The sequence below is a fragment of the Streptosporangium sp. NPDC049046 genome (assembly GCF_040649155.1).
Lineage (GTDB): Bacteria > Actinomycetota > Actinomycetes > Streptosporangiales > Streptosporangiaceae > Streptosporangium.
The window spans coordinates 37,728-64,379 of sequence record NZ_JBEZEZ010000039.1; the positions used below are offsets into that span (position 1 = coordinate 37,728).

The 26,652-nt window shown below is 70.6% G+C and carries 25 protein-coding genes; 14 read left to right on the plus strand and 11 right to left on the minus strand.

Going from position 1 to position 26,652, the window contains the following annotated elements; all coding sequences use genetic code 11:
* Positions 1-120: 120 nt before the first annotated feature.
* Positions 121-978 (minus strand): alpha/beta hydrolase, encoded by an 858-nt coding sequence (locus AB0B96_RS36180; protein WP_362906171.1) that lies wholly within the window; start codon positions 976-978, stop codon positions 121-123.
* A 128-nt stretch (positions 979-1,106) separates the two neighbouring features.
* Positions 1,107-2,138 carry an alpha/beta hydrolase gene (locus AB0B96_RS36185; RefSeq protein ID WP_362906173.1) on the minus strand — a complete coding sequence of 344 codons (1,032 nt, stop codon included), beginning with the start codon at positions 2,136-2,138 and terminating at the stop codon, positions 1,107-1,109.
* Between the two features lie 329 nt (positions 2,139-2,467).
* Here AB0B96_RS36185 and AB0B96_RS36190 point away from each other — a divergent pair, with 329 nt between their 5' ends.
* The 5 genes from AB0B96_RS36190 to AB0B96_RS36210 all read left to right on the plus strand — a co-directional run bounded on the left by AB0B96_RS36190 (position 2,468) and on the right by AB0B96_RS36210 (position 10,296).
* A complete protein-coding gene (locus AB0B96_RS36190; RefSeq protein ID WP_362906175.1) occupies positions 2,468-4,762 on the plus strand; it encodes a helix-turn-helix domain-containing protein in 2,295 nt (764 codons plus the stop codon).
* A 115-nt stretch (positions 4,763-4,877) separates the two neighbouring features.
* Entirely contained in the window at positions 4,878-5,558 is a 681-nt protein-coding gene (locus AB0B96_RS36195) for an alpha/beta hydrolase (RefSeq protein ID WP_362906177.1), read from the plus strand.
* A gap of 313 nt (positions 5,559-5,871) precedes the next feature.
* The gene (locus AB0B96_RS36200) at positions 5,872-8,640 is read left to right on the plus strand and encodes an AAA family ATPase (RefSeq protein ID WP_362906179.1); all 2,769 of its coding nucleotides are present in this window, start codon (positions 5,872-5,874) and stop codon (positions 8,638-8,640) included.
* Positions 8,641-8,702: 62 nt separating this feature from the next.
* The gene (locus AB0B96_RS36205) at positions 8,703-9,467 is read left to right on the plus strand and encodes an alpha/beta hydrolase (RefSeq protein ID WP_362906181.1); all 765 of its coding nucleotides are present in this window, start codon (positions 8,703-8,705) and stop codon (positions 9,465-9,467) included.
* Positions 9,468-9,495: 28 nt separating this feature from the next.
* On the plus strand, positions 9,496-10,296 hold the full coding sequence (locus AB0B96_RS36210) for an alpha/beta fold hydrolase (RefSeq protein WP_362906183.1): 801 nt from the start codon (positions 9,496-9,498) through the stop codon (positions 10,294-10,296).
* Here the strand turns inward: AB0B96_RS36210 and AB0B96_RS36215 are convergent.
* The 7 genes from AB0B96_RS36215 to AB0B96_RS36245 all read right to left on the minus strand — a co-directional run bounded on the left by AB0B96_RS36215 (position 10,293) and on the right by AB0B96_RS36245 (position 15,801).
* Positions 10,293-10,415 carry a hypothetical protein gene (locus AB0B96_RS36215; RefSeq protein WP_362906185.1) on the minus strand — a complete coding sequence of 41 codons (123 nt, stop codon included), beginning with the start codon at positions 10,413-10,415 and terminating at the stop codon, positions 10,293-10,295. The two genes, AB0B96_RS36210 and AB0B96_RS36215, sit on opposite strands and share 4 nt — an antisense overlap.
* Positions 10,416-10,453: 38 nt before the next feature.
* Complete coding sequence (locus tag AB0B96_RS36220) at positions 10,454-11,053, minus strand: sigma-70 family RNA polymerase sigma factor (protein WP_362906187.1); 600 nt, start codon at positions 11,051-11,053, stop codon at positions 10,454-10,456.
* 340 nt (positions 11,054-11,393) lie between these two features.
* Entirely contained in the window at positions 11,394-11,957 is a 564-nt protein-coding gene (locus tag AB0B96_RS36225) for an MFS transporter (protein WP_362906189.1), read from the minus strand.
* A gap of 10 nt (positions 11,958-11,967) precedes the next feature.
* Positions 11,968-12,621 carry a copper resistance protein CopC gene (locus AB0B96_RS36230; RefSeq protein WP_362906191.1) on the minus strand — a complete coding sequence of 218 codons (654 nt, stop codon included), beginning with the start codon at positions 12,619-12,621 and terminating at the stop codon, positions 11,968-11,970.
* Between the two features lie 140 nt (positions 12,622-12,761).
* On the minus strand, positions 12,762-13,319 hold the full coding sequence (locus AB0B96_RS36235) for a hypothetical protein (protein WP_362906193.1): 558 nt from the start codon (positions 13,317-13,319) through the stop codon (positions 12,762-12,764).
* 251 nt (positions 13,320-13,570) lie between these two features.
* Positions 13,571-14,806 carry an epoxide hydrolase gene (locus tag AB0B96_RS36240; RefSeq protein WP_362906195.1) on the minus strand — a complete coding sequence of 412 codons (1,236 nt, stop codon included), beginning with the start codon at positions 14,804-14,806 and terminating at the stop codon, positions 13,571-13,573.
* 116 nt (positions 14,807-14,922) lie between these two features.
* Positions 14,923-15,801 carry an alpha/beta hydrolase gene (locus tag AB0B96_RS36245; RefSeq protein WP_362906197.1) on the minus strand — a complete coding sequence of 293 codons (879 nt, stop codon included), beginning with the start codon at positions 15,799-15,801 and terminating at the stop codon, positions 14,923-14,925.
* A 112-nt stretch (positions 15,802-15,913) separates the two neighbouring features.
* Between AB0B96_RS36245 and AB0B96_RS36250 the strand changes: the two genes are divergently transcribed.
* From AB0B96_RS36250 to AB0B96_RS36260, 3 genes are all read left to right on the plus strand, one after another.
* Positions 15,914-17,851, plus strand: a complete 1,938-nt coding sequence (locus tag AB0B96_RS36250) for an AfsR/SARP family transcriptional regulator (RefSeq protein ID WP_362906199.1) — start codon at positions 15,914-15,916, stop codon at positions 17,849-17,851.
* Between the two features lie 167 nt (positions 17,852-18,018).
* Complete coding sequence (locus tag AB0B96_RS36255) at positions 18,019-18,336, plus strand: hypothetical protein (protein WP_362906201.1); 318 nt, start codon at positions 18,019-18,021, stop codon at positions 18,334-18,336.
* Positions 18,337-18,548: 212 nt separating this feature from the next.
* Complete coding sequence (locus AB0B96_RS36260) at positions 18,549-19,541, plus strand: MerR family transcriptional regulator (protein ID WP_362906203.1); 993 nt, start codon at positions 18,549-18,551, stop codon at positions 19,539-19,541.
* A 32-nt stretch (positions 19,542-19,573) separates the two neighbouring features.
* Here the strand turns inward: AB0B96_RS36260 and AB0B96_RS36265 are convergent, their stop codons facing one another.
* Entirely contained in the window at positions 19,574-20,251 is a 678-nt protein-coding gene (locus tag AB0B96_RS36265) for a helix-turn-helix domain-containing protein (protein ID WP_362906205.1), read from the minus strand.
* 102 nt (positions 20,252-20,353) lie between these two features.
* Here AB0B96_RS36265 and AB0B96_RS36270 point away from each other — a divergent pair, with 102 nt between their 5' ends.
* From AB0B96_RS36270 to AB0B96_RS36295, 6 genes are all read left to right on the plus strand, one after another.
* A complete protein-coding gene (locus tag AB0B96_RS36270; protein WP_362906207.1) occupies positions 20,354-21,316 on the plus strand; it encodes an NAD(P)-dependent alcohol dehydrogenase in 963 nt (320 codons plus the stop codon).
* Positions 21,317-21,485: 169 nt separating this feature from the next.
* On the plus strand, positions 21,486-22,376 hold the full coding sequence (locus tag AB0B96_RS36275; RefSeq protein WP_362906209.1) for an RNA polymerase sigma-70 factor: 891 nt from the start codon (positions 21,486-21,488) through the stop codon (positions 22,374-22,376).
* A gap of 100 nt (positions 22,377-22,476) precedes the next feature.
* Positions 22,477-23,220 (plus strand): NAD(P)H-binding protein, encoded by a 744-nt coding sequence (locus tag AB0B96_RS36280; protein ID WP_362906211.1) that lies wholly within the window; start codon positions 22,477-22,479, stop codon positions 23,218-23,220.
* The gene (locus AB0B96_RS36285) at positions 23,217-23,615 is read left to right on the plus strand and encodes a hypothetical protein (protein ID WP_362906214.1); all 399 of its coding nucleotides are present in this window, start codon (positions 23,217-23,219) and stop codon (positions 23,613-23,615) included. The genes AB0B96_RS36280 and AB0B96_RS36285 overlap by 4 nt, the downstream gene beginning before the upstream one ends.
* Before the next feature lie 147 nt (positions 23,616-23,762).
* The gene (gene sigJ, locus AB0B96_RS36290) at positions 23,763-24,689 is read left to right on the plus strand and encodes an RNA polymerase sigma factor SigJ (RefSeq protein WP_362906216.1); all 927 of its coding nucleotides are present in this window, start codon (positions 23,763-23,765) and stop codon (positions 24,687-24,689) included.
* Positions 24,690-24,785: 96 nt separating this feature from the next.
* Complete coding sequence (locus AB0B96_RS36295) at positions 24,786-25,133, plus strand: DoxX family protein (protein ID WP_350949945.1); 348 nt, start codon at positions 24,786-24,788, stop codon at positions 25,131-25,133.
* Positions 25,134-25,413: 280 nt separating this feature from the next.
* Here the strand turns inward: AB0B96_RS36295 and AB0B96_RS36300 are convergent, their stop codons facing one another.
* Positions 25,414-26,652: an iron-containing alcohol dehydrogenase gene (locus tag AB0B96_RS36300; RefSeq protein WP_362906219.1), complete on the minus strand. Its 1,239-nt coding sequence runs from the start codon at positions 26,650-26,652 to the stop codon at positions 25,414-25,416.

The window sequence follows — 26,652 nt, forward strand, 5'->3', positions numbered from 1 at the left end:
GGTGTGCGGGGGGCGGGCACACGGACCCCCCGGGGTGCGGGCGGCGGGGGCGGGGGCCGCACCGCGCCCGGCGCGGGAATCGCGCCTGCCGCGGTCCGGACCGATGGGTGTCGTGTGCGATCAGCGGGTGGCGCGGGCCGCCGCTGTGATGACAGCGACGGTGGTCTCGGGCCGGGAAATCATGATCACGTGTGAGGCTTCCCTGACTTCGCTGGTGTGCGCGCCGGCGCGCTTGGCCATGAACCGCTGGGCTGCGGGTGGGATGGCCCGGTCGGCGCCGGCGACCAGATACCAGGAGGGGACGGCCTTCCAGGCGGGCGCTCCGCTCGGGGAGCCGAGCGCGGCCAGGGCGGCCGGGCGCTGGGTGGCGGCCATCAGGGCTGTGTCGCGGGCGGGCAGGTCGGCGGCGAAGGCGGTGCGGAATGCGGCGGGGGCGATGTAGGCGTCGGTGCCGGTGCCGCCGCCGGGCAGCGGGTACTGGCGGGTGATCAGGCTGGTGGGCAGCTGGCTGCCGGGGAACCTGCCGGTCAGGTCGAGCGCCGACTCGGCTTCCTCAGGTGCGAACGCGGCGATGAAGACCAGCGCCTTGACGTTGGGGTGGCCGGTGGCGGCGTTGGAGATGACCGCTCCACCGTAGGAGTGGCCGACCAGGATGACCGGCCCGTCGATGCTGGAGACGACGCTCGACAGGTAGGTCGAATCGCCTGCCAGGTCGCGCAGGGGATTGGCGGGGGCGATCACCGGGTAGCCGGCCTCCTGGAGCCGGGCGACGACCTTGCTCCAGCTCGAGGCGTCGGCGAACGCACCGTGGACCAGCACCACCGTGGGTTTGGCGGTATACCGGCTCGCCGTGGTGGAGGCTGCGGCCGGGGGAAGAGCCGTGACCAGCATGGCCAGGACGGCCAGTGTCACGGGCAGCAGGATTCGGATTCCCGGCCGGGAGAGCGGGGAGGTTCGTGAGGGCACATGCGCGGACATGGCGGATCTCCTTGGTCAGAGGTGAAGGTGTCAGGCGAGGCGAGGACGGCTTCGATGTCGAAGGAGGCCGGTGCGTCGTTCACGTCGGAGACGGGCGAGCTGTCGGCTGCTCCTGTTTCGGCGTCGGGTCAGTTCTTGAGGAAGCGCAGAAGTGTGCGGGTGAGCTGTTCGGGGTGTTCCTCGAAGATCCAGTGACCGGAGTCTTCGATGACGACCCCGGTCACGCGGTCGGCGTATCGGCGGACCTGGGCGGGGACGAAGTCACCGAGGCTGCCGCGGGCGCCGATGGCGAGCACGGGCATGGTGAGCTTCTTCGCGCCGTACGCGCGGTTGTCGGTGACGTCCTGTGGCAGGGCACGAAACCATTCGAAACTCGCCCGCAGGTGCGCGTCGTCGCGCAGCCAGCGCGCGTACTCGCGGACCTGCTTGTCGCTGACGCCGTTCTTCCTGACTTCGAGGGAGTCGACGAAACGCTCCACCCACTGCTCCTCCCTGCCGTTCACCATGCGCTCGGGCAGGCCGTTGGTGAGGCTGAAGTAGCCGAAGTTCCAGAAGCCCGGCCCCTTCGCGGTGAGGGCGGGGAAGGTGTAGAGGGACTTGTCGGGGATGGGTGCTTCGCTGAGGACCAGCTTGGTGACGTCGCGGCGGTGGGTGGCGGCGTAGGCGTAGGCGACCATCGTGCCGATGTCGTGGCCCACGAGCCTGATGTCCCGCTTGAGGCCGAGTTCGGTCAACAAGCCGTGCAGGTCGGCGGCGAGGGTCTTCTTGTCGTAGCCGTCGGCGGGTGCGTCGCTCCGGCCCGCTCCGCGTAGATCCGGCGCGATGACGGTGTAGTGTTTGGCGAGCTCGGGCAGGACTTCGCGCCAGGTGTACCAGGTCTGCGGATACCCGTGCAGCAGCACCAGCGTCGGCCCGCGTCCACCGCGCACGTAGTTGATCGAGATGTCGCCGACCCGAACTCTCCGCTCGCGGAAACCTGCCGGAACGCGTGGCTCATCGCCGCTCTTCGAGAGCGTCTCTGCGGCGATGGCCGTGATGGGCGCCGGCGTGGCCAGGGCGGAGGCGGCAGGAGCGAGGGAGGCGAGCATGCCGATCACCGCGATCGGGATGACGGCGCGGCCGCGGATCTTCGGGGCAAGGGCGAAATGGATCGTTTTCACAAGACGTTTCCCTTTTCGAGGCGGGTGAGGGTCGTAGGCTGCTGAACGTGCCGACCGTGCGGTCCGGCTCTCCGGTCTCTCCACGGTGGACCGGGACGTCGCGCACGGTTCGCCGGGAGCCCCGGCGTCGCCGCTCAAGGAGCGATGGAGCACTGGGTGTTCATGGGGCAAACCGTAGAAACCGGCTCGCCGGCCGCGCGAGCGTCACCTGACTGCGTCACCGAGCGCCACGTGACTGCGGGTCTTGTTCCAGGCCGAAGGTGCACGAAGCGGCGCCTCACCCTCGATCATGCGGTGACCTGTGGCTGTCACCGGTCTTCCCATAGGCTTTGGGGCATCTCCACCAGGTCGCGGAGAAGGAGCACCCGATCACCACACCCAGCTTCGCGGAGGTGCTGCGTCGTCATCGGCACGCGGTACGTCTGACACTGGAGCAGCTCGCCGAGGCCTCCGGGGTCAGCGCCCGGACGTTGTCGGACATGGAACGCGGACGCAGCAAGGGTTCCCAGCATCGGACCGTCACCGCGCTGGCCGACGCTCTCGGCCTGGACGACGCCGACCGCAACCAGCTCGTCGAGCTGGCGCGTGAGGGCCGCCTGCGTGATCGCTGGGCCCGGCCGACCGGGTTGTGCGAGCTGCCGCGCTCCGTCGGCGACTTCACCGGTCGAGCCGCGGGACTGGCCTGGACGAGCGAACTCCTACGCGCCGGGGACGCGCCGGGCGCGGCGGGGGTCGGGCTCATCACCGGTTCCGCCGGGCTGGGCAAGACCACGTTGGCCGTCCGCGCCGGGCACGTCCTGCGGCCGGATTTCCCTCGCGGGGTGTTCTTCCTCGACCTGTTCGGTATGTCTCCGCAGCCCTTACCCGTCGACGATGCCTTGGGCATGCTGCTTCGCGCACTCGGTATCGCGGATCAGCAGATCCCGGGCGACGTCGCCGAGCGTGCGTCCCTGTACCGCTCCCTGCTGCGCGACCGGCGCGCGCTGATCGTGCTGGACAACGCCGCCTCCGAGGAGCAGGTCCGGCCGCTGCTGCCTGGCGGCGGTGCGGGAAAGGCCCTGGTGACCAGTCGTCGCCTGCTGGCCGGTCTGGAAGGAGTGCGCAGACTCGCCCTCGGGCCCTTGCCCCCGCTGGAAGCCACCAAGCTGCTGACCGGAATCCTGAAAGAGCGCAGCGCCCCGGACGAAGAATCGGCCGTCGGGCGGCTCGCGCAGTTGTGCGGTGGTCTGCCGCTCGCGCTGCGGATCGCCGGAAATCGGCTGGTGAGCCGGCCAGGCTGGAACGCCGCCGACCTCGCCGCCCGGCTGACGAACGAGGAGCGCCGCCTGGACCAGCTCAGCGCGGGCGACCTCAAGATCGCCACCGCGTTCGGGTTGTCCTACGAGCAGCTGGCCATCTCGACGCGACGGCTTTTCCGCCGCCTCGCTTTGGTTCCGGGCCGTGACTTCGACGCCGCTCTGGCCGCCGTGGCGGGCGGCACATCGATCGAGGAGGCATGGAACGCCCTCGATGAACTTGTCGACCTCGGTCTGCTGCAGGATGACATGTCGGGGCGCTACCGCTTCCACGACCTGGTCCGGCTGTTCGCCCGCGACCGGCTTCGGCAGGAGGAGACCACGGCCGAGCGCGACGCGCTCACCGTGACGCTGACGTCGTGGCTGCTGTCGACGGCCACGACCGCCGGGCGGTGGTTCGAGCCCGGGTACGGCGATCCCGGCCAAGCCGCCCCCGACGCCGCTGAGCTGTCCTCCGCGGAGAAGGCCGACCACTGGCTACGCGTGAACGCGGACAACTGGCTGGGCGCGTTACGTCACGCGACGAGCATCGGCCGGTTCGACGTCGTCCTCGACTGCGCCGAGTCGATGGACTGGTTCTCCGACCGGTGGATGCACGCGCCGCTCTGGTACGAGGTGTTCACCCTCGGTGCCGAGGCCGCCGCCGCCCTGGGCGACCCTGCCAGGCAGGCGGTGCAGCTGAACATGCTGGCCTGGGCTCATCTACTGTCGCGAGACGACCCGGAGGCCACACTGCGCTACACGGCCCAGGCGATGGACCTGGCGACCCGCAGCGGTGCCTCGATCCAGATCGCCTTGGCCCACCACCATGCGGGGGGCGCGCTTCGGCGGCTCGGGCGCCTCGACGAGGCCATCGCGTCGGAAACCCGGGCGGCGGAGTTACACAGGTCCAACGGCGACATGGACCGGTACTGCCACTCTCTCGGCGCCATCGGCACCTGCCTGCGCGACGCCGGGCACCACGCCGAGGCACTGGAGCGCTACCTCGGCCTACTGGCTCTGCTGAACGACGACCGCTCGGGGGTGACGCCGAGCGTCGTGGCGATCATCCGGCCGATCGCGCTGGCCCGCGTCGGCGACTGTCTGGGACTGCTCGGCCGCCGGGCTGAGGCGATCCTCAAGCTCACCGAGGCGATCAGCCTCATGGAGCAGGGGCAGTTGCCCGTTCCGCAGGCCCGCTCCCTGGAGACACTGGCGGTCCTGCTGTCCGAGGAGGACCGGATCGGGGAGAGCCGCCGTGCCTACGCGCGGGCGGCCGAGGTGTACCAGGCCGTCGGAGACGCCGAGGCGAGCGGCCGCTGCCGGAGCCTGGCGACCGTCGCGCCCTGACCGTTTCCGCGCCACTTCTGCGTCCTGTTCTGCGTGGCCTGACCACGCGCGCGCGACTTGGATGGAGAGCGTCAGGGACAGGCGCCGGGCCTGTCCGTCCAGGACAGGAGCGACCATGACCGCTGTCGGGAACATCGTGCTCGTGCACGGGGGCTTCGTGGACGGATCCGGCTGGCGGGGCGTCCACGACGAGCTGACCAGGGATGGACTCCGCGTCCACGTCGTGCAGAACCCGACGCTGTCGCTGGAGGACGACGCCGCGGTGACCCGCCGGGTGCTGGACGGCCTTGATGGTCCAGCCGTCCTGGTCGGCCACTCCTACGGCGGGGTCGTCATCAGCGAGGCCGGCACCCACCCCAACGTCACGTCGCTGGTGTACGTCGCCGCGTTCGCCCCCGACAGGGGTGAGTCGGTCGGCACCCTCATCGCCGCCGCACCCCCCGGCGCGCCGGCGCCGCCCATCCTGCCCGCGGTGCAGGGCTTTCTCCTCCTCGACCGTGACAGGTTCGCCGCCGCGTTCGCCGCCGACCTGCCCGGCCGGGTGGCCGCGTTCATGGCGGACTCCCAGGTCCCGTGGGGCGTGGACGCTTTCGGCGGGCCGGTCACCGAACCGGCCTGGCGGCACAGGCCCAGCTGGTACCTCATCGCGACCGAGGACCGGATGATCCCGCCGCCGGCTCAGCACAGGATGGCCGAGCGTGCCGGGGCGAAGATCGTCGAGGTCATCGGCAGCCACGCCGTCCACGTCTCCCAGCCCGCCGTGGTCGCCGACCTCATCCGCGAGGCCGCCGCCTGACGACGTCCGCTCTCGCGCGGGAGGCCAGGCCATGTTCTTCCCGCTGACCTGGGAGCCCTCGCCGCAGCACAGATCGCGGCCGCCGCATGCGAGCCGCCCAGAACACGGACACCCGCAGCACTGAACGCATCAGTGAAAGGCCGGAATCCTCATGACCCGCGTTTCCGAAGAAAGCGCGATATCCGACTGCAGGAACGTCGCCCCGGCGGATTTCGCCGCTACGCAAGACCGGCCCGGTCAGAAGCGATCTGTCAACGGGCCTGACAGTGGGCTCGCTGGACGGGACCTCTGGCGCAGGCAATCATGGCCATATATGCCAGCGAACCCGCCAGGAAGATCACTTTTCGGGCGAGAGTCCGAACAGCGGCGTCTCCGCGAGTTCGTGGACGGCGTCCACACCAGCGGCGGGGCGTTGCTGGTGCGTGGCGAGGCGGGGATCGGAAAGTCGGCCCTGTTGCTGGACACGGCGGAGATCGCGGCCGCGCGTGGCATGCGCGTCTTGCGGACGGCCGGTGTGGAATCAGAGACACACATGCCCTTCGCCGGCCTGCATCAGGTACTGCTTCCGCTTCGTGCCGAGATCGGAAAACTGCCCGCTCCGCAGCGCGACGCGCTGGGAGCGGCGTTCGGCTTGACCGACGCCCGGGTGCCGGACCCGTTCCTCATCGCCCTGGCTGCGCTGAATCTCCTGGGCGAGGCCGCCGTCCGCTCGCCCGTCCTGTTCCTCGTCGAGGACGCTCACTGGCTGGACCGTGCCAGCGCCGACGTGCTCGCGTTCGTCGCGCGGCGACTGGACTCCGAACCGATCGTGCTGTTGGCCGCGATACGCGACGGTTTCCAGAGTCCCCTCGACAGGGTGGGGCTGCAGGAGTTGCTCCTCGATCGGCTCGACGACACCGCCGCGACCGCCCTGCTGGACGCCCACAGCCCCGCCCTGGCGCCGACGGTGCGCGCACGGTTGCTGCGGGAGGCGGCGGGAAACCCGTTGGCCCTCGTCGAACTGCCGATCGCCTCGGACACGCGGGACGGGAAGGGGCCCCTGCCGCCGGGATGGCTCCCGCTGACCACCCGGCTGGAGCAGGCTTTCACCGCCCGCATGTCGGGATTGTCGCCGACCCTTCGGACCATGCTGCTGGTGGCCGCGCTCAACGACAGCACCGCTCTTTCCGAGACCCTCGACGCCACTGCGCTGATCACCGCTGTAGCGGTCACGGCAGACGATCTGGCTCCCGCTGTCAGCGTACGGCTGATCGACGTGCACGAAGCCGGGGTGTCCTTCCGGCACCCGCTCATGCGCTCGGCGATCTATCAGGGGGCGAGCATCTCCCAGAGGCACGCGGTGCACGCCGCCCTGGCCGACGTCCTCATCGGCCGGCCCGACCGTCGCCTCTGGCACCGCGCGGCATCCACCCCCAGACCGGATGAGAGCATCGCCGCCGAGTTGGAGACCACGGCCAAAGGCGTGCGACGCCGAGGCGACCTGTTGTCGGCCGTCGCGGCGCTGGAGCACGCGGTCAGGCTCAGCGAGAATCCCGCTCACCGGTGTGAACGGCTCGTGCGGGCCGCCGAGTACGCGGCTGAGATGGGACGGCGCGACATCGTCGTGCGGCTGCTGGGCGAAGGCGAGCGGCTGCGGCCTTCGGCCCGGCAGCGGGCCCGTATCGTGTGGATCCGTGAGAACTTCGAGGACGGCATCCGTGACGACAGCGAGGCAGCGCACTCACTGGCCGACCTCGCCGAGAGCATGGCGGCGCAGGGGGACGTCGATCTCGCGCTGAAACTCCTGTCCAGTGCGGCCTTGCGATGTTTCTGGGCTCATGCCGACGAGGAGTCACGGCAACGCGTCGTCACCGTGGCCGAGGGCCTGCCCGTCGACGATCTGGACGGGCGGTTGCTGACGGTCTTGGCGTTCGCGGCTCCCATCGAGCGTGGCAAGGTCGTGATCGAGCGATTACGCCACCTGGCCGCCCACCCGGCCGACGGCAGGCCGGTGGCAGGACTGCTCGGCAGTTCGGCGTTGATGGTGGGGGCATTCGACCTGTCAGAGAAGTTTTGCGCCGCGTCGCTACCGGCCCTGCGCGCACAGGGCCGGCTCAGCCTCCTGGCACGAGACCTCGGGGCACAGGCGTGGAGCGCGGCCCGGCTGGCCGACCTGAGCGTGGCCATTCCCGCTGCCGAGGAGGCCGCCCGTCTGGCGCACGAGACATCCCAGCCGCTGATGCACGCCATCGCTCAGGCCTCGGGCGCGGTGCTCGCCGCACTACGCGGCGAGCAGGATCGGGTGGGGAGCCTCGCGGCGGCGGCCGAGCAGGTGGCCCTGCCCATCGGAGCCCGCCCCGTACTGGCCACGGTACAGCTCGCGCGCGGGCTCGCCGCGCTGGGCGAAGGACGTTACGCCGACGCCTTCGACCAGCTGCGAAGAATGCACGACCCCGCCGATCCGGCCTTCCACCTGGCGCTACGCTGCTTTTCCATCGCCGAACTCGCAGACGCCGCGGCGCACAGCGGCCAAAACCACGCGGTCGCCGGCATCCTCCGGGAAATGGAGACGGTGGCGCTCACCACACCGTCGCCGTCCCTGCACGCCGACCTGCGCTACGCGCGGGCCGTGCTGGCCGACGAGGCGGTGGCAGGACCCTTCTTCGATGCCGCGCTCGGCGCCGACCTGCGGCGATGGCCCTTCGTGCGGGCCCGGGTGCAGCTGGCGTACGGGGAATGGCTGCGACGCCGGCGGCGTACGGCCGAGTCGCGGGCGCCCTTGCGGATGGCTCGCGAGACGTTCGACGCCTTGGGAGTGATCCCCTGGAGCGAACGAGCGCGCCAGGAGCTGAGGGCCTCGGGCGAGAGCAGCCACAGTCGCAGCAGCGAAGCGCGCGACGTGCTGACCCCGCAGGAACTCCAGATCGCCCAGATGGCGGCCGACGGCCTGACGAACCGGGAGATCGGCGAGAAGCTCTACCTGTCTCACCGAACCGTCAGCTCCCACCTCTACAGGATCTTCCCCAAGCTGGGGGTCACCTCACGATCGGCTCTGAGCACAGCGCTACGCGTATCGGCCTCACCTCACCGCCTGCTCGGGTGACGCTCGGTGACGCAGTCATGTGACGCTCGCGAGGCGCGCACGGGACTTCCTACGGTGAGGCCATGACAGCAGAGAGATCCTTCAAGAACGGCAGCACACCGACCGTCGTCCTGGTCCACGGCGCCTTCGCGGACGGGTCGAGCTGGTCGGGCGTGATCGCCGAACTTCAGGATTCCGGGATACCCGTGACCGCGGTGGCCAACCCGCTGCGCGGCCTGGCCACCGACGCCGCCTACCTCACCGGCGTCGTCGCCGCGATCGACGGTCCGGTCCTGCTGGTGGGCCACTCCTACGGCGGTGCGGTCATCACCTGGGCCGGAGCACGACCGGGCAACGTGGTCGGGCTGGTCTACGTGACCGCTTTCGCGCTGGAGGCGGGGGAGAGCCTGCTGGACGTCACGGGCCACTTCCCCGGCAGCCTGCTGGGCCCGGCGCTGCGGCCGGCCGTCTTACGCGCAGCCGACGGGGAGGAGACCGTGGAGTTGTTCCTCAAGGACGAGCGGTTTCCTGCGGTGTTCGCCGCCGACCTGCCCGGGCCCTTCACCTCGGTGGCGGCCGCCGCGCAACGCCCCATCGCGGCTACGGCGTTCGAGGACAGCTCTCCCGACGCGAGCTGGAAGACCCTCCCGTCCTGGTACGTCGTGGCGACCGCCGATCAGGCGATCCATCCCGCCGCCCAGCGTTTCATGGCCCGGCGCGCCGGGGCCGACACCATCGAGGTCGACGCGTCACACGCGATCGCGCTGTCGCGACCGGCAGCCGTGGCCGACCACATCCGCACCGCCGCGACCACGACCGGGGCGGTCAAGCACACCCATCCGGCATAAAAGCCCTGTTCCCAAGGAGCCACACCCCATGACCGCACCGACCGTTCCCGTCATCTTCATCCACGGCCTCTGGCTGCACGCCACCTCCTGGTCCTCCTGGATCGAGCTGTTCACGACCGCCGGCTACGACGCGACGGCCCCTGGCTGGCCGGGCGACGGCGAAAGCGTCGAACTGTCCCGCAAGAACCCCGAGAGCATCGCCGACCATGGCATCGACGACGTCGTCGCCCACTACACAGAGATCATCAACACTCTGGGCGTCAAGCCGATCCTGATCGGCCACTCCTTCGGCGGCATGATCGCCGAGAAGCTGCTCGGGCAGAACCTGGCCAGAGCCGCGATCGCGATCGACGCCGCGCAGATCAAGGGGGTGCTGCCGCTGCCGCTGTCGGCGCTGCGCTCGACCCTGCCGGTGTTCAAGAACCCGGCCAACAAGCACCGGGCGGTCTCCCTCACCCTCGACCAGTTCACCTACGCGTTCGGCAACGCCATCCCGCCTCAGGAAGCCGCCGAACTGTACGAACGCTGGACCATCCCTGCCCCGGGCAAGCCGCTGTTCGAGGCCGCCGCCGCCAACTTCTCCCCTCATTCGCCCGCCAAGGTCGACACCGGCAACAACTCCCGGGGACCGCTGCTCCTGATCGCCGGTGGCAAGGACCACACCGTCCCCGAGACCGTCACCAAAGCGACCCTCAAGCAGTACCGGGACTCCACCGCGATCACCGACTTCCAGGATTTCCCCGACCGCGGCCACTCCCTGACCATCGACCACGGCTGGCGTGAGGTGGCCGACGCCTGTCTGGCCTGGCTCACCGCGAACAACCTCTAGACGAGCCGAAAACGATCCGCGGCGTTGCCTTCGTCACCCGTCAACGTCGAGGTCGACCTGGTCACCGCCGCGGGCCCGGCCGCCTCGTCGCCGCCGCGCCGGCGCAGCTGAACCTTCACACCCTCCTGCCGGCCTTCGAAGCTCTGTGAAGCGGGACTCAGGCGGCTCGGTCGGCGGCTTCCAAGGACTCGATGAGCTGGGTTCGGGCTCGCGCCACCCGGGAGCGCACCGTGCCGATCGGGCAGCCGATCAGCTGGGCGGCCTCGGCGTAGGGCACGCCGACGACCTGGGTGAGCACGAACGCCTCCCGCCGCTCGCGGGGCACCTTGGCCAGCAGGTCGGCCAGAGCCACCTGATCCTCGCATCCCGGCAGCCCGACGGGTTGACGCCGTTCGGCGACGCCCTGCCAGTCTGCGAGATCGGCGACTACGGGGCGGCGGGACGCGGACCGGAACCGGTCGACGACGACCCGCCGGGCGATGGACAGCAACCAGGTCCTGGCCGAGGAGCGGCCCGCGAAGCGGGGCAGGCTGCGCAGGACGCGTACGAACGTCTCCTGGGTCAGGTCTTCGGCCGGCGCGCTCCCGGCCAGATGGGCGACGAACCTGCGGACCTCGGCGTAGACCGCGCGGGTGAAGGCCTCGACGTCCGCGGGCGCTCCCGAGCGCGCGGTCAGCGCGAGCAGCGTCAAATCGTCATCGGGACACGTGGTGACGTCGTGGTCGGCAGCGGGGTGATCGCACGTGGCGGAAATCATGGTGATCGTTCCTCGGGTCACGGTGCAGAACGGATACACGGGTCGAAGGCGCGGCCCCGGAGGGGCCGGCCACGACAGGGATCGGGAAGAGGGCGGCCGGACAGCGCGAATGCCGAGGCGGAACGCGGAAGCGGGATCGGGGCGCGTGGCCGGACCGATCGGGTTTCGTGTTCGCGGCGAGAAGGAGGATGGGCATGGGCCTGCTCCGGCCTGTGGTGAGGGGTACGGCCTGTGAATTCGGGCACGACGGCGGCCGAACGGACACAGGTCCGCCCGGGAGGGCATCGTGAGGAGACGGAACCGCCTTCGAACGAAGGTCGGTCCGTGATGGGGGAGCGGTTCAGCTACGGATCGACAGCGGCGGGGCGCGTCCGCTGAGCGCGTACCGCAACAGCGCCGAGCGCAGCAGCGGCGGTGCGGGGGAGGCGGTGAGCCAGGGGCGGGCGGGTTTGGCCGTCCGGTCGCACCGGACTGTCAGCAACCGTAAAACCCGGACGGCGAGGCGGCGCAGCACCGCCCAGAGCGCGGCCTCGCCGCGCGCCAGCCACCAAGCGGCCAGCGCTGCGGCCCAGGCGTGTGTCGCCACCATGCCCAGGCCGGGCACCAGCCCAGAACCGGAATGCGCGTGTCCGCCGGTCTCGGCCAGTGGCGCGATGAGGTGAACGGCGGAGAAGAGCAGGTGCAGCGCCACCTGCGTGGCCGCCAGCAGCGGCCAGATCACCGCCATGCCGCGCTCGGTGCCGGTCGCGGGCAGCGCCGTCAGGAACGCCAGCGCCAGGGCGCCCGCCGCCGCCGGCGCGGAGACGACGCCGCCGCCCACGATATGGGCGAGCGCGCCCAGTCCCAGGCACACCACGGCGAAGACCGCGGCGCGGGCCAGGCGGAGCGTCGGGTGCGCGGGCATGCTCAGCGGATCACTCTGCGCCGCCGCCGGGACGGCCCCGGCGCGAGATCAGCGACCAGGTGCCCGCGCCGATCACCACGAGCGCGACCAGCGCGATCCAGGTCCAGCCCGGCAGTCCCTCGGAAGCCTGCCGGTCGTCGGTCGCGGAAACGGGGGCGTCGGCCACGGCGGAGGTAGGAGATGTCGGGGCGGGCGAGGAGGGCTGCGCGTCCGCCGAAGGAACGGCGGAGGTGTCCGACTCCGATGTCGGTGTGCGGGAGGGGATGGCAGACGGGGTTGCCGGGGCGGTCACGGTGAAGGGGATCTCCCCTTCGATCGGGTGACCGTCGGAGGAGACCACCCGCCAGGCGATCACATATTTGCCTGCGGGCAGCGGCTCGGGAACGTCGGAGGTGACCGTGTCGCCCGCGCCTTTCGCCTTGCCGATGTCGATGACCACATCGCCCGCCGTGCGCAACGCGACCGTAGGGAAGCGCATCCGGGAGCTGAACTCCAACTTGATCCGCTCGACCGCCGAGACCTTGGCGCCCTTGGCCGGGGAGCTGCTCTTGAGGCGGTCGTGGGCGAGTGCGGCGGGGGCGAAGGGGGTGCTGAGCAGGACGAACAGGGCGCAGCACAGTGTGGTGACAACGGTCGTGCGGACGGATCGTGGCAGGGATGCCATGGTGGGCTCCGAAAAGGACCTTTCGCCGTGCCTCGGTACGGGCCGACGAGAACGGAAGAGATGCCTCCGGCGAAAGAAGAGAGGAGGACATCATGGTCACGGGGGCACGCCGCCCGCCGGACCCTTTCTTCCGAGGTCCCTCAGCCGGCGTGTCGCGGCACGGGCGGGCCGCGCCGCCGCAGCACCGGTGAGATCTCCCAGCCGCCGTACGGCCGAACCTCCGCGGCCGGGACGGCCCGCCACACCGGCGCCGCCACCTCGACGGGGACGGCGAACAGCAGCCGGATCAGCGGCCTGGGCCCGCCGTACAGGCGGATCATCAGCCACAGCGCGCTCTCACCCCGGTGCAGCCACCAGCCGGTGCCCAGCGCCACCACCAGATGGACCACCGTCATGCCCAGCCCGGAATGGCCGTGCTCGGCGGGCGACATCACGTGCGAGGCGGGCGCGGCACGGCCGAACAGCTCGTGCAGCAGGATCTGCGCGCCGATGGTCGCGCCGAGCACGACCTCCACCCCGCGTTCACGCCCGTTCAGCGCGTACGCCACGCAAAAAGCGATCAACGCGCCGAGAACGGCCAGGTGCGGGGGGATCAGGCTACCCCCGGCCAGGGCGTGGCCGCCCGCGGAGACCACGAGGCACATCGTCGCGAAGACGATCGCTCGCGGCACGCGCAGCGCCGACGCCGGAGGGGTCACGAACGACATCTTGTCAGGCAGGTAGCCCGCCGAGAAGACCGGGACCGTGGATCATGTCATCGGCCGTCGCTGCCTGGGGCGCACACCTCATGTCCGGAGATACGCGGATGGGCGGTCCGGCGGTTCACCCGTTGCATGTCCGGCGCGGAGCGCCGGACATGCCTACGAAGCCGACGCCGGTCGAGGCGGGAGCGGCTCCCGTGGACTGTGCCGGCCGGCGGCCCGTCGCCACAGGAGCCCGCGAAGGTCGTTCAGGGTCTGCGGCCGTGGAAGGTACGGCGCAGGTCGTTCACCCAGGCGTCGGGGTTCTCCCAGGGGATGAAGTGGCCGCCGTGGTCGTGGGCGTTGACGTTGACGTGGTTGAACCAGTCGCCCTGCGGGCCGCTCTTGAACGCCTGGACGCGCTCGGCGGCGGTGTGGATGCCGGGAGGGTTCTCGTACGTGACGAAGGTGAGGCCGACCGGGGCCTGCACGACCGGGGTGCGGTCGTGGGCGGGGGCCCAGGGGTAGCGGTTGGCGTTGGCGTAGTAGCGCATCGACGTGGCGATGGAGTTGTTCACCCAGTAGATCGTGGCGTGGGTGAGCAGATCGTCCTTGGTGAAGACGGTTTCGATGTCGCCGCCGTTGTCGCTCCAGGCGTTCCAGCGCTCCAGCAGCCAGGCGAGCAGTCCGGCGGGGGAGTCGCTCAGCCCATGGGCCAGGGTGGCGCCGTCGAGCATGTGCACGGCGAGGTGGGACGCCCAGCGATGGTCCAGCTCGATGATGCGTGCGCGGATGTCCGCGGGCTGGTCGTCGGTGAGAGGCTGGTTCCGGGCGAAGTTCCAGGCCCGGGGGCCGGTGAAGAAGCTGAGCGGCAGCCCGGAGCCGATGTGGATGCCGTACAGCTCGTCGGCGTACTTGTGGCCGAGCTGGCTGGTGACGATTCCGCCGATGTCGCAGCCCCCGGCGGCGTACTTCTCATACCCCAGGGTCTCGGTCATCAGGGTGTGCCAGAGGTCGGAGACCTTCCAGAAGTTGACGTCGGGAAAGCCGGTGAGCGGGCCGGGGAAACCGAAGCCGGGCAGAGACGGCACGATGACGTCGAAGGCGTCGGCGGGGTCACCGCCGAACGCGGCCGGGTCTGCGAGCGGATCGATCACCTTCGACCAGTGCCAGAACGTCCACGGCCAGCCGTGGGTGAGGATCAGCGGGATCGGACGGGGGCCGCGGCCGGCCTTGCGCATGAAGTGCACCGGGACACCGTCGACGCTCACCCGGTAGTGGTCGTAGACGTTGATGGCGGCCTCGGCCTTGCGCCAGTCGTAGCCGTCCCGCCAGTAGGCGACCAAGTCACGGAGATAGCCGTCGGGGACGCCGTAGGACCAGTCCTCGTTCCCCTCGTCCAGCGGCGGACGGGTCAATGCGAGACGGGCGCGCAGGTCATCGAGGGCCTCGTCGGACACGTGGATCGCAAAGGGCTTCAGCGGGAAGACGTCCTGGGTGCTCATCGCGTGGTTCCTTCTTCTGACATCAACCATTTGGGACATTGAATCGGTCACAGGGCGGTCGCCGCTCAGGCACCCCGATCGGATCTACCCGTGTGGACGAGCCGAGAACAGGAGGGTCAGCGGGCCAGCAGGCCCCGGATCGTCGCCGCGATCTCGTCGGGTGCCTCCTCGGCCATGAAGTGCCCCGCCCGGGTCAGCCGGTGGTCCAGGTCCGGCGCCCACGCCTTCCACACGCCGGCGGCGTCGTAGCCCAGCCGCGCACCCCAGTCCTGCTGGACGACCGTCACGGGCATGGCCAGCTGCGACCCGGCGTCCAGGTCCGCCTGGTCGTGCAGGACGTCGATGCCCGCCGAGGCCCGGTAGTCCGCGACGATCGACGGCACCGCCGCGGCGCTCGCCCGCAGGTATTCGGCACGCACATCCTCCGGCATGGCGGCCGGGTCGTTGGCCCAGGCGTCGAGGAAGGAACCGAAGAACGCGTCCGCGCTGCCTGCGATCATCGTCTCCGGCAGGCCCGGCGGCTGCGCCATCAGGAAAAGGTGGTAGCCGACCGCCGCCGAGACGCCGTGCAGGACGTTCCACATGTCGAGCGTCGGCACGATGTCGAGGATGCCCAGGTGCGTGATGGTCTCAGGATGGTCCAACCCCGCCCGGAAGGCGACCAGGGCGCCCCGGTCGTGGCCGACGAGGGCGAAACGCTCGTGCCCGAGCGCCGCCGCCAGGGTCACGACGTCGGCGGCCATGGCGCGCTTGGCGTACACGTCGGGGTCGGTGGCCGCCGGCTTGTCGCTGGCGCCGTAGCCTCGAAGGTCAGGACAGATCACCGTGTGCTCGTCGGCGAGCCGCTCGGCGACGTGTCGCCACATCAGGTGGGTCTGCGGAAAACCGTGCAACAGCACGACCGGGCTGCCACTGCCGCCGACAGCGGTGGCCAGCTCAACACCGCCCGCACCGGGCAGGCGAATGTGATCGAAGCCGGGAATGGTGAGCGTCATGAGGGGCCGTCCTTTTCGATTGGGGGACTGACCCGATCAGCCTGGGCGACGGCGATCAGCAGCCGATCAGTGCGGTTGGGCTCGGCCGACCCCAGGCAGGGAGGATGGGAGTATGCGAATCGACGTGCTCGGCGCCGTGCGGGCGCTCCGCGACGACGGCAGCCCGGCCGACCTGGGCGGGCCTCGTCATCGTGAGGTACTCGCCAGGCTCGTCGCCGCCGAGGGGCGGATGGTGACCACCGACACCCTCGTCGACGACCTGTGGACCGATCCACCGGCCCGCGCCGTGGGCGCTTTGCGGACGTTCGTCGCCGCGTTGCGCCGCGCCCTCGAACCCGACCGGCCGCCGCGCAGCCCGCCGCGCGTGATCGTCACCGAAGGTCCCGGCTACGCGCTGCGCCTGTCACGCGAGGAGGTGGACGTCCACCGGTTCCAGGACGCCCTGGCCCGCGCCCGCCGCACCCCCGACGCGGTGGCCGACCTCGACGTGGCACTCGCGGTCTGGCGCGGACCCGCCTACGCCGATGTGCCCGGCTCCCCATGGGTGCGGCGCGAGCGGACCCGGCTGGAGGAACTGAGGTTGGAGGGGGTGGAACTGCGCGCCCGTATCCTCCTCGACTCCGGGGAAGGGGCCGATCTCGTCGCCGAACTGGGTGCTCACGTCGCCGAACATCCGTGGCGCGAGCCGGCCTGGGGACTTCTCGCCCGCGCGCTGTACCGCGCGGGCCGCCAGGCCGACGCACTGGCCGCACTCCGCCGCGCCCGCACGATGCTCGTCGATCAACTCGGACTGGACCCCGGTGCCGATCTTCAGCGCCTGGAGACGGACATCCTCCGCGGATCCGTGCTCCTCGAAGGCGCGCGCACCGCGTGGACCGGTCCCGGTGCCCGGCTCGGCCCGCGCACCACCGTGAATCTGGCCCGCACCCTCGCACTGGCGGGCGGCGACGCCCTCATCCACTCGCGGCGCGACCGCCTCGCCGCCATCCAGGCGGCGGAACGCACGGGAGACCTCTTTCTGACCGCCCGGATCATCGGCGCCTACGACGTGCCCGCCATCTGGAGCCGGGCCGACGACCCCGAACAGTCCCGCGCCGTCGTCGCGGCCGCCGAGCGCACCCTCACCGCACTCGGCCCCGACGGTCCCCCCGACCTGTCGGGCCGCCTGCTGGCCACGATCGCCGTCGAGAGCCGCAGCGCCGATCTGTCCGGGGCCGAGCTGAGACGCGCGCACCAGGCGGCGCTGCGGGCCGAGGCGCTGGCACGGGACCTGGCCGATCCGGCCCTGCTGGCGTTCGCGCTCAACGGGGTCTTCCTGCAGTCCTTTACCCGCCCCGGGCTCGCGACGGTACGAGACGGGATCGGCGCCGAGATCCTCGACCTGGCCACCCGGCACGAGCTGCCGAACTTCGCCGTACTCGGCCGGCTCATCCGCCTGCAATCCGCCTCGGCCCTCGGTGATCTCGACGCCGCGACCGCGCACGCCGAGGCCGCCGAACAGCTCGCCGCCACCACGGAGGCGCCCCTCGTCGCCGTCCTCACCCGGTGGTTCAGGGCCCGGGCCACGGCCGCCCGCAGCACCGAACCCGGTGGGCCGAGCGCCGCCACGGCCGCAGCGCACTACCGCGCCTGCGAGGACGCCCTCCTTGCGGCCGGAATGCCGGGGCTGCACCGCGGCCTGTTCCCGCTCGCCCTGCTGGGGCTGCGCCTGCTGCACGACCGGCCCGCGCCCGTTGACCCGCACCTCGACTGGGGTCCGTACCGGCCCTGGGCACGCCCCCTCGTGCTGCTGGCCCAGGACCGGGGCGAGCAGGCCCGTACCGCCCTCGCCGCGGTGCCCGAACCGCCGCGTGACCACATGCAGGAGGCCATGTGGTGCCTGACCACCCGCGCCGCCGTACACCTCGGCGAGCGCGAAATCGCCGCGCACGCCGCAGCGGCTCTGAGCGGTGCCCGCGCCGAACAGGCCGGCGCCGCCAGCGGAATGCTGACCCTGGGCCCGGTGTCGCGGTATCTGGCCGAGGCGAAGGCATGCGCCGAAGCGAGGTAGGCGAAGGCGATCCGCGAGCTCGCCCCATGGCCCCGGCGGGCTCAGGTCGCCATCGAAACGGCTAGGGTGATCGCCGTGCTGCGAGGAGGCGGAGCCGAGGTGATCGCGTCATGCGGGACGGATGAGCTGTCCGACCATGACGCCATGGAGTTTGGGGCCGACTGACGATGAGCGCGGAAGAGGATTTCAAGCAGGTCGGCGCCGAGCTGGCCGACCTGGGCGTATGGATCTCCACAATGATGGGGAATCCCGCGCTGAAAGATCAGGCGGGGAAGGTGTTCGCGAGCCTGCAGCGCGACGGTTCCATGGTGTTCCGGCTGGTCAGGGAAACCGTTGAACACACGGCCGCGCTTCAGTTGGCTGGGACGTCCCTGTTCGACCCCTCGGGACGGGGCAGGGTGATGAAGGACTGGGTGGTCGTGCCTCACTCCTTGGCCGAGAGATGGACGGATCTGGCCGAGGCCGCCCTCAGCCGCCCACGCTGAGCGGGCCGCGACCGCTGGACGGTCAGCCGTCATCGCGGCCTTCCTCGGGCGGCTCGGGTGCTTGGCGACATTTGTATTGACCACGAACGTAGTTGACAGTCGGGCTTGATCAATAGCGAAGACCTCCGATGTGGTGGAGGTGTCTGGGCTCCACGTCGAAGTCTTCTCAGGAGCTTGCATCTCAAGCCGCTTGAGGTCGCATAGTGGGCGTCGTGGACACGAACGAGCTGTATGCCATCGGGGATGTCGCCCGGCGGACCGGCCTGAGCGTCAGCGCCGTCCGGTACTACGCGGACGCCGGCGTCGTCACGCCGACCGCCGGCACGTCGGCCGGCCACCGCCTGTACGACGTGTCGGCCATCGCCCGGCTGGAACTGGTCCGGACGCTACGGGAACTCGACGCGGGCCTGGACGAGATCCGGCGGGTGCTGGCCGGCGAGGCGACGCTGCGCGAGCTGGCCGCCACCCACCTGGCCCTGCTGGCACGGCAGGAGGCACGGCTGCGCAGCCGTCGCGCGGTGTTGTCGACCATCCTGCGACAGGACTCCACGGCCGAGCAGGTCACGCTGATGCACAAGCTCGTCGGCATGCCGGACGAGGAGCGCGACCGGCTGATCGACGAGTTCTGGACGGAGGTCTCCACCGGCTGGGAGCCGCCGGAGCGGATGGTCGAGTGGTGGCGGGCGGTCCGGCCTGAGCTGCCCGAACATCCCAGCGCGGCCCAGCTGGAGGCGTGGATCGAGCTGGCCGAGATGGTCCGGGACACCGAGGCCCGGCAGGCCGTGCGCCGTGAGCTGCACGAGGTGTGCACCACCGGGGCCGGACCGCTGATGACCTCGTCGCCGATGCTGGACAGCCTGGAGGCGGCCACGCCGATCGGCCAGGCGGCGATGGACGCGGCACGGGAGCAGGTGCCACCGGACTCACCACGAGGGCGGGAGATCGCCGACCGATGGATCGGGTGGCTGACCGGCATTTTCGCGACACCGGACAGCCCCGGGATGCCGGACACGCCCGAGTTCCGGATCCAGACGGCCGACCACATGCTGATGGCCGCGGAGTGGGACCGCACGCCGCCGGAGCCGGAGGGACCGCTCGACCGGTACATGGCGCTGGTCACCGGCGTGAACAACGCGCCAACGGAGCAGTTCCCGTACGAATGGCTCGCCGCGGCACTGCGCGCGTCCGCCCCACCGGCTCGCTGATCACTTCGCCCCGAAGCCGCAGGCGCCTCGCGTCAGTTCTTGGAGGGCCGCTGTCTCCGGGAGCCGTCGGCCGCGAGCGGGAGACCGCGCAGCGACAGGGCACTCGGCGGAGGCAGGGCCCCGTGAGCCGCCTCGGCGCGGAACGACTGGAGCAGGTACGCCACCAGGCGCCGAGACGCGGCACCGTCACGCGGCAGCGCGGTGACCAGCCCGCAATGGGACAACAGGGCCACGGCGAGGTCGGAGGGGTGGAAATCGGCCCGCAGCGCGCCCGCTGCCTGGGCTCTGCGGACCAGGGTCATCAGGTCCCGCTCGGCCCGTTCCCGGGCCTGCGCGTGTTCCACCGTGCTGTCCGGGAAGGCCGCCACGAACGCGGCCGAGAACCCCTGTTCCTCCCGCTGAAGCTCGCAGGCCGTCTCGACCAGCCGCTGGAAGCCCCGCCAGGGGTCGGGGTCGGCCAGCGCCTCGGTGAGCGCTCGGGCGCAGGTCTCCATCTGCTGCGCGAACGCGGCCCGCACCAGGTCGTCCCGGGTCGGAAAACGCCGGTACAGCGTCGCGACGCCGACCCCGGCCCGTCGCGCCACGGCCGCCATGGGCGCGTCGATCCCGTGCTCGGCGAAGACCGCACGGGCGGCGACGAGGATGCGCCCCCGGTTGCGTCGGGCGTCGGCCCGCAGCCCTGGGCCCGCGATCCGAGAGGATTCCTCCACCACTGTCTCTCACCTCCGGCCTAAACGGACGGTGTCGTCCGGTTAAGAGCCTACGCTCGGGGCCAGCCCCCCGCACGGCCGCTGGTGACGAAGGTGAGAACGATGGACGACCGCACGATGAGAGCAGTGCTTTTCGACCGCTTCGGCGGCCCCGAGGTGTTGTACGTGGGCCGGGTTCCACGTCCCGAACCGGCACCCGGCGAGGTACTCGTGCGGGTGCGCGCGTTCAGCGTCAACGGCGGCGAACTGGCGGCCCGTTCCGGCCGCCTCCGTCTCTTCACCGGACAGAAGTTCCCGCAACGCGTCGGGCTGGACTTCACCGGCGAGGTCGCCGCGCTCGGCGCCGATGCCACGGGCGTCGCGGTCGGCGACCGGGTGTGGGGCGTCGTGGGCCGTACCGGATTCGGCAGCGCCGCCGAGTACGTGGCGGTCCGGGCCGAGCGGCTCGGCCGGGTCCCGGACGGACTGGATCTGGTGGCAGCCGCCGCGCTGCCGGTCGCGACCACGGCCATCACGGCGCTGCGCGACAAGGCCAGGCTGCGCCCCGGTGAACGACTGCTCGTACGGGGCGCAGCGGGTGGCGTCGGCAACGCCGCCGTCCAGCTCGGACGGGCATACGGTGCCGAAGTCACGGCCCTGGCCCGCGCCGCCAACCTCGACTTCGTCCGCACGCTCGGCGCCCACCACGCCATCGACCACCGGACCGTCCCGCCGGGGGAACTGGGCCTGTTCGACGTGGTCCTCGACACCGTGGGCACCGACCTGCGGTCCTTCCGGCGCCTGCTGACGCCCGGCGGACGCATGGTCACCATCTCTTTCGACCTGACACGGCTCGCCGCCTCACTCGGCTACATCGCCGCCAGCGCCGTACACGGACGCGGCCGGGTGCGCTTCTTCAGCGGCAACCCCACGCGGGCGCTCTTCGACGACCTCGCCCGCCAGGCGGCGGACGGGGGACTGCGCCCCGCGGTGGACAGGTGCTTCCCGCTGGAGGAGACGGCGGCGGCACACCGGGCGCTGGAGGCGGGCGGGGTACGGGGCAAGTACGTGGTCAGGGTCGACTGATCGTCACGATCGCAGATGCTCCTCAGCCTTTCCGGGACGGGTTTCATCCTCCGGCTCGGTGAACCGCACGACTCGCTCCACGCATCCCTGATCGCTGCGGCAGGGCGAGCGGCACCCGTCGTGGCCTCCAGGCGACCGGGCCCGTAAGGGGGCTGAGAGTCTGGTGCGCGTGACAGTTGATGCGGTTGAGGAGTTCGAGCGGCATCGTTCGAAGCTGTTCGGGTTGGCCTATCGGATGCTGGGTTCGGCTGAGGAGGCCGAGGACGTCGTCCAGGACGCCTTCCTGCGGTGGCATCAGGCGAGCGCTGTCGCGTCGCCGTGGGCGTGGCTGGCCAAGGTCGCCACCAACCTGTGTGTGAACCGGTTGACGTCCGCGCGTGCGCGCCGGGAGAGCTATGTCGGTTCTTGGCTGCCGGAGCCGGTGTTGACCGCGGGCGGCGCTTTGGGCCCGCTGGACAGCGCCGAGCAGCGGGAGTTCGTCTCGCTGGCCTTCCTGGTGCTGCTGGAAAGGCTCAACCCGGTGGAGCGCGCGGTGTTCGTCCTGCGCGAAGCCTTCGACTACAGCCATCGGGAGGTGGCCGAGGTCATCAACTCCTCCGAGGCGAACTCCCGGCAGCTGTACACCCGAGCTCGCCGGCGTCTGACCGAGGCGCGTGGTCGCTCCGATCGCCGGTTGGACCAGGACCACCGCCGCGACCTGGTGGAAAGCTTCCTGAAAGCCGCGGAACAAGGAGACCTGCCGGGGTTGGAGAAGGTGCTGGCCGAGGACGTGACCGTGTGGGTGGACGGTGGCGGCAGGGTCGGCGCCGCTCGGCGGCCCATCTCCGGTGTCTCCAAGGTGGCGCGCTACCTGGTGGGGTCGTTGAGCATAGCCGGTGAGGGGGTGCGGCTGTCGGCTACGGAGGTGAACGGCGCACTGGGACTGCTGGCCCGGGCCGGTGGGAAGCCGGTCGGCGTGCTGGTGCCGGAGACGTCGAACGGCCGGATCAGCGGGATTCGCATCATCGCCAACCCCGACAAGCTGCGGTTGTCACATTCCGGAGGCCTGTCCGGTTCTTAACAGGTGACCGCCTCACACCGGACCCGGTGTGAGGCGGTGACCTGACAGCCGCGCGAGGCCGGAACACCGGCATCGCGCTCTCCGCGGAGGATTCCTGCTCGTGACGAACCTGATCCTGGTGACGGGCGGTACCGGCCGGCTCGGCCGCGTACTCGTGCCACGGCTTCTGTCGGACGGTCATGCCGTCCGCGTGCTGAGCCGCAAGGCGCCGTCGGATGAGCGGACGTGGCGCGGTGACCTGCTCACCGGTGAGGGCCTGAAGGAGGCGGTCGACGGCGTCGGGGTGATTGTCCACTGCGCGACCGGTAACGGCCGTGCGGACATCGCCGGCACGCGCAACCTCATCCGGACGGCGGTGCGAGCCGGGCGCCCGCATCTGATGTACGTGTCCATCGTCGGCGTCGGCCAGGTGGACATGGCCTACTACCGGGCGAAGCTGGCCTGTGAGCAGCTCGTGGAACGCTCTGCCCTGCCGTGGACGATCCAGCGTACGACCCAGTTCCACGAGCTCATCGTCTGGATGTGCACGAGCCAGCGCTGGCTGCCCATGATCGTGATGCCCAGCGGGGTCAGCTTCCAGCCCGTTGACGCCGGCGAGGTGGCCGCCCGCCTGGTCACGCTGGCCGGCGCGCCACCGGCCGGCCGTTCGCCGGACATGGGCGGGCCCGAGGTGCGCCTCGCCGCCGATCTGGCCCGCGCCTACACGCGCTCGCGCCCCAGCCGTCGGCCGGTGGTGTCGGTGCCGATGCCCGGGGCCGGTATCCGCGGCTACCGCGAAGGGGGACATCTCACCCCTGAGCACGCCGACGGTCGCATCACCTTCGAGCAGTTCCTCGCCGCATGAGTGCCCTCACCCGGCTGCGGGCGGGTCTGGCCTTTCTCGCCGTGGCGCAGTTCGTCGTGGGGGGTTGGGCGCTGTTGTCGCCCCGCTCGTTCTTCGACATTCCGTGGGTGGGGATGCGCATGCCGTACAACGCGCATCTGATGATGGACTACGGCGCGATGAGCCTGGCCACGTCGGTGGTGCTGGGCGTGAGTTTTTTCATCGTACGGCGGAGCATGGCCCGTACGGCGCTCGCCGTGTACCTGGTGTTCGCCACGCCGCACCTGGTGATCCACATCCAGCTGCTGCACCATCTCACGCCCGGCGAACGCGTGCCGTTGCTGGCCGCACTCACGGTGGCCGTCGTGATCCCGCTGGTGCTGCTTCCGCTCACCAGCCGGCTCGAAAAGGAGTAATTCCTCCACCTTTACATAGAGCGGTGGGGTTCACGAGATACTCGGGCGGCTCCGCGGGTGGCGTGCTTCGGGCGCCACCGGAATACCGTAGAAACGGGTCAGCGAGCTTGATCGCCGATATTGGTAAAGGTTTCGAAGGTTCAGGTGGTGCCGATCGATCGGACGGCGTACCCGAGGTTCACGCGAGCCGTATCGGAGCGGGTCAAGATGTTTCCCCTGGCAATCGAGCAGACATTCGCCGAGCACCGCGGTCTGCTGCACGCTGTGGCCTACCGGGTGCTCGGCAGCGTCGCCGAAGCCGAAGATGTGGTGCAGGACGCGTGGTTACGCTGGAGCCGCGTCGATGTGGCGACCGTCGCGGACGCCGAAGGCTATCTGGTCAGGGTGGCCACCCGGCTGGCGATCGACCGGCTGCGCAGTGCACGCGTGCGGCGGGAGTCCTATGTGGGATCGTGGCTGCCCGAGCCGCTTCTGACCGATCCGGATGCCGCGCAGAACGTGCTGCTCAAGGAGTCGGTGTCGACCGCGATGCTGCTGGTGCTCGAGATGCTCTCCCCGGTGGAACGCGCGGTGTTCGTGCTCAGCGAGGCCTTCGGGTACGGCCACCACGAGATAGCGCACCTCATCGGGCGCAAACACGCGACAGTGCGCCAGATAGCGCTCCGCGCCAGGAAGGCGGTGGAGACGCGGCACCGACGCTATGACACCGATCAAGCGACCAGGCGGCAGGCCACCGAGCGGTTTCTGGCGGCCTGTCTTGGCGGTGACCTGAATGCCCTGATGGAGGTATTGGCGCCGGATGTGACCATGGTGAGCGACGGTGGCGGATTCACCGGCGCCCCTCGCAGGGCCATCCACGGCCGCGAGCGTGTGGCCCGCGCCGCCGTCGTCCTGTCGGCACGTCGGCCGTACGACTCGCTGGCGCAGATCTTCCAGGTCAACGACGGCCCGGGAATCATCATCCACTCGGGGCGCACACCGGTGCTGGCGGCCACCTTCCACCTGGCGAAGGGGAAAATTGAGGTGATCCACGTGGTCAGCAACCCGGAGAAGCTGACCGGCGTCGCGTTGTAACACAGATCACACGGCGACGCGTCACTCCTCGGGCCGCCGTCTCGTCCGTGAGGCGATCAACCAGCCGATCGTTGTCACGGAAGAGGGAATAGCTTGATGTTCGCGGTCTATCTCACGGTCACACTTCTCGCTGCGGCGCTCTACGGTATGGCAGCCATCGCCAACCTCATCGGCCATGACTACCCCAAGAGCCAGGCGGACATGTTGGGCGTTCCCCGGTCCTGGATGCGCCTGTTGGGGGTGCTGCTGGCCGCCGGGGCGCTGGGGCTGCTGGCCGGAATCGCCGTACCGATCCTGGGCACGCTCGCCGCCGGCGGGCTCGTGCTGTACTTCCTCGGCGCATTCGCGGCACACCTACGGGCCAACGACCACCACTTCGCCCCCTGGAGCCTCTTCTTCTGCATGGCGGTGGCAGCCCTGGCCGTCAACCTGACGTGCCGCTGATTCATCACTTGGGCGAAGACATCACCTCGACGCGGACGTCATGAGCGGCACCGACGGCATCCACTGGTCCTCGCTCACCTGGAGGAGACCGACATCGGGGAGTTCGCCTCCGGCAACCGGCCAACGCCGGCAACCGGGGCCATACCGTTGTGGCCGTGGCCGGCCTGGTGGGCGCGCAGCCGTGCGCCAGGCCGGGGAATGGGCGGCTTCCGTTACGGCGTAGCCGACAATTCCGATACCCGGGGTGGGGCAGGGAACTCGTCGTCAGGTGAAAGGCCCGTCACCGTCTCTGCTCCGGAGTCAGGACGCGTCGGGTCCGGTCCCCGGTCCAGGCCGCTTCGAGGATCGCGGTCAGGCTGGCGGTGTCGGTCGGGCCCGGATGGTTCTGGATCAAGCGGGTGACGCCACTGGCCATCTCCGCGAAGCGCGGGAGGTCAGCGCGTGCCACGCCGATGTCCGCCAAGGTGGCAGGGATGCCGATGTCGGCAAGGAGCCCGTCGAGCCAGGTGAGGAACATATCCGCGGCCTCGGCATCGGAGGCGTCGCTCACGTCGAGCCCGCACACCCCGGCGAGGACGGCCAACCGGTCGCCGATGGCATCCTTGGCCGCGTCCAGCGCGTAGGGCAGCAGCAGCCCGACACCCAGGCCGTGCGGTGTGTGGGTGGCTGCGCCGATGGGGTACTGGAGGGCGTGCGGAGCCCCGTTGCCCGCGTGGGAGAACGCGAGCCCGGCCAGCATGGACCCATAGGACATGTCCGCGCGCGCGTCCTTGTCGCCTCCGTCCCTGACGGCACGGGGCAAGCTGCGGGCGATCCGCTCCGCGGCCAGGAGCGCGTAGTGATCGGTGATCGGGTTGCGGCCGAGGAAGACCTGCTCCACCGGGTCGCGAGGTGCGTGGGCCCGGGGCCGCGCGGTGTAGCTCTCCACCGCGTGGCAAAACGCGTCGATGCCGGAGTAGGCGGTGACGGTCGCGGGGCAGGTGTAGGTGAGCTCGGGGTCGACGATGGCGAAGTCCGGCACGATGTGGACACTGGAGACCCCCACCTTCAGCTCGCGGTCCGGGTCGGTCAGCACCGAGACGGGCGTGAGCTCGGAGCCGGTGCCTGACGTCGTCGGGACCGCGACGAGAGGAATCGTCGGCCCCGGCACCCTCGACTCGCCGTAGAAGTCGCGCGGCGTCCCACCGTGGCGCCGGATGACGCCGACGATTTTGGCGAGGTCGATCACCGTGCCACCCCCGATGGCGAGGATCACGTCGGCGTCCACCTCTGCGGCGACCGAGACGGCCAGGGCGACATCGGTGAGTGGCACGTCCGGAGTCGCGTCGGCGAACACCCCGACGACTTCGACCTTCTCCCGCACGGCGGCCACGATCTCGGCCACGCCCGGCTGCCCCAGAAGAACCCGGTCGGTCACGATGAGGAGTCGCGAGCCGCACTCGGCCACCACTCGTGGGATGTTCTGCGCGACCCCTTCGCCCACTATCAGCTGGCGTGGTCCGCGGACGGTCTCAAGCAT

Bases quoted from the DNA above. Each gene is read 5' to 3' on its own strand.
- AB0B96_RS36240 (WP_362906195.1), bottom strand. From the start codon at position 14,806: ATGAGCACCCAGGACGTCTTCCCGCTGAAGCCCTTTGCGATCCACGTG.
- AB0B96_RS36210 (WP_362906183.1), top strand. From the start codon at position 9,496: ATGACCGCACCGACCGTTCCCGTCATCTTCATCCACGGCCTCTGGCTG.
- AB0B96_RS36220 (WP_362906187.1), bottom strand. From the start codon at position 11,053: ATGATTTCCGCCACGTGCGATCACCCCGCTGCCGACCACGACGTCACC.
- AB0B96_RS36230 (WP_362906191.1), bottom strand. From the start codon at position 12,621: ATGGCATCCCTGCCACGATCCGTCCGCACGACCGTTGTCACCACACTG.
- AB0B96_RS36225 (WP_362906189.1), bottom strand. From the start codon at position 11,957: ATGCCCGCGCACCCGACGCTCCGCCTGGCCCGCGCCGCGGTCTTCGCC.
- AB0B96_RS36270 (WP_362906207.1), top strand. From the start codon at position 20,354: ATGGACGACCGCACGATGAGAGCAGTGCTTTTCGACCGCTTCGGCGGC.
- AB0B96_RS36255 (WP_362906201.1), top strand. From the start codon at position 18,019: ATGAGCGCGGAAGAGGATTTCAAGCAGGTCGGCGCCGAGCTGGCCGAC.
- AB0B96_RS36200 (WP_362906179.1), top strand. From the start codon at position 5,872: ATGCCAGCGAACCCGCCAGGAAGATCACTTTTCGGGCGAGAGTCCGAA.
- AB0B96_RS36285 (WP_362906214.1), top strand. From the start codon at position 23,217: ATGAGTGCCCTCACCCGGCTGCGGGCGGGTCTGGCCTTTCTCGCCGTG.
- AB0B96_RS36180 (WP_362906171.1), bottom strand. From the start codon at position 978: ATGTCCGCGCATGTGCCCTCACGAACCTCCCCGCTCTCCCGGCCGGGA.
- AB0B96_RS36250 (WP_362906199.1), top strand. From the start codon at position 15,914: ATGCGAATCGACGTGCTCGGCGCCGTGCGGGCGCTCCGCGACGACGGC.
- AB0B96_RS36295 (WP_350949945.1), top strand. From the start codon at position 24,786: ATGTTCGCGGTCTATCTCACGGTCACACTTCTCGCTGCGGCGCTCTAC.
- AB0B96_RS36300 (WP_362906219.1), bottom strand. From the start codon at position 26,652: ATGCTTGAGACCGTCCGCGGACCACGCCAGCTGATAGTGGGCGAAGGG.
- AB0B96_RS36205 (WP_362906181.1), top strand. From the start codon at position 8,703: ATGACAGCAGAGAGATCCTTCAAGAACGGCAGCACACCGACCGTCGTC.
- AB0B96_RS36195 (WP_362906177.1), top strand. From the start codon at position 4,878: ATGACCGCTGTCGGGAACATCGTGCTCGTGCACGGGGGCTTCGTGGAC.
- AB0B96_RS36245 (WP_362906197.1), bottom strand. From the start codon at position 15,801: ATGACGCTCACCATTCCCGGCTTCGATCACATTCGCCTGCCCGGTGCG.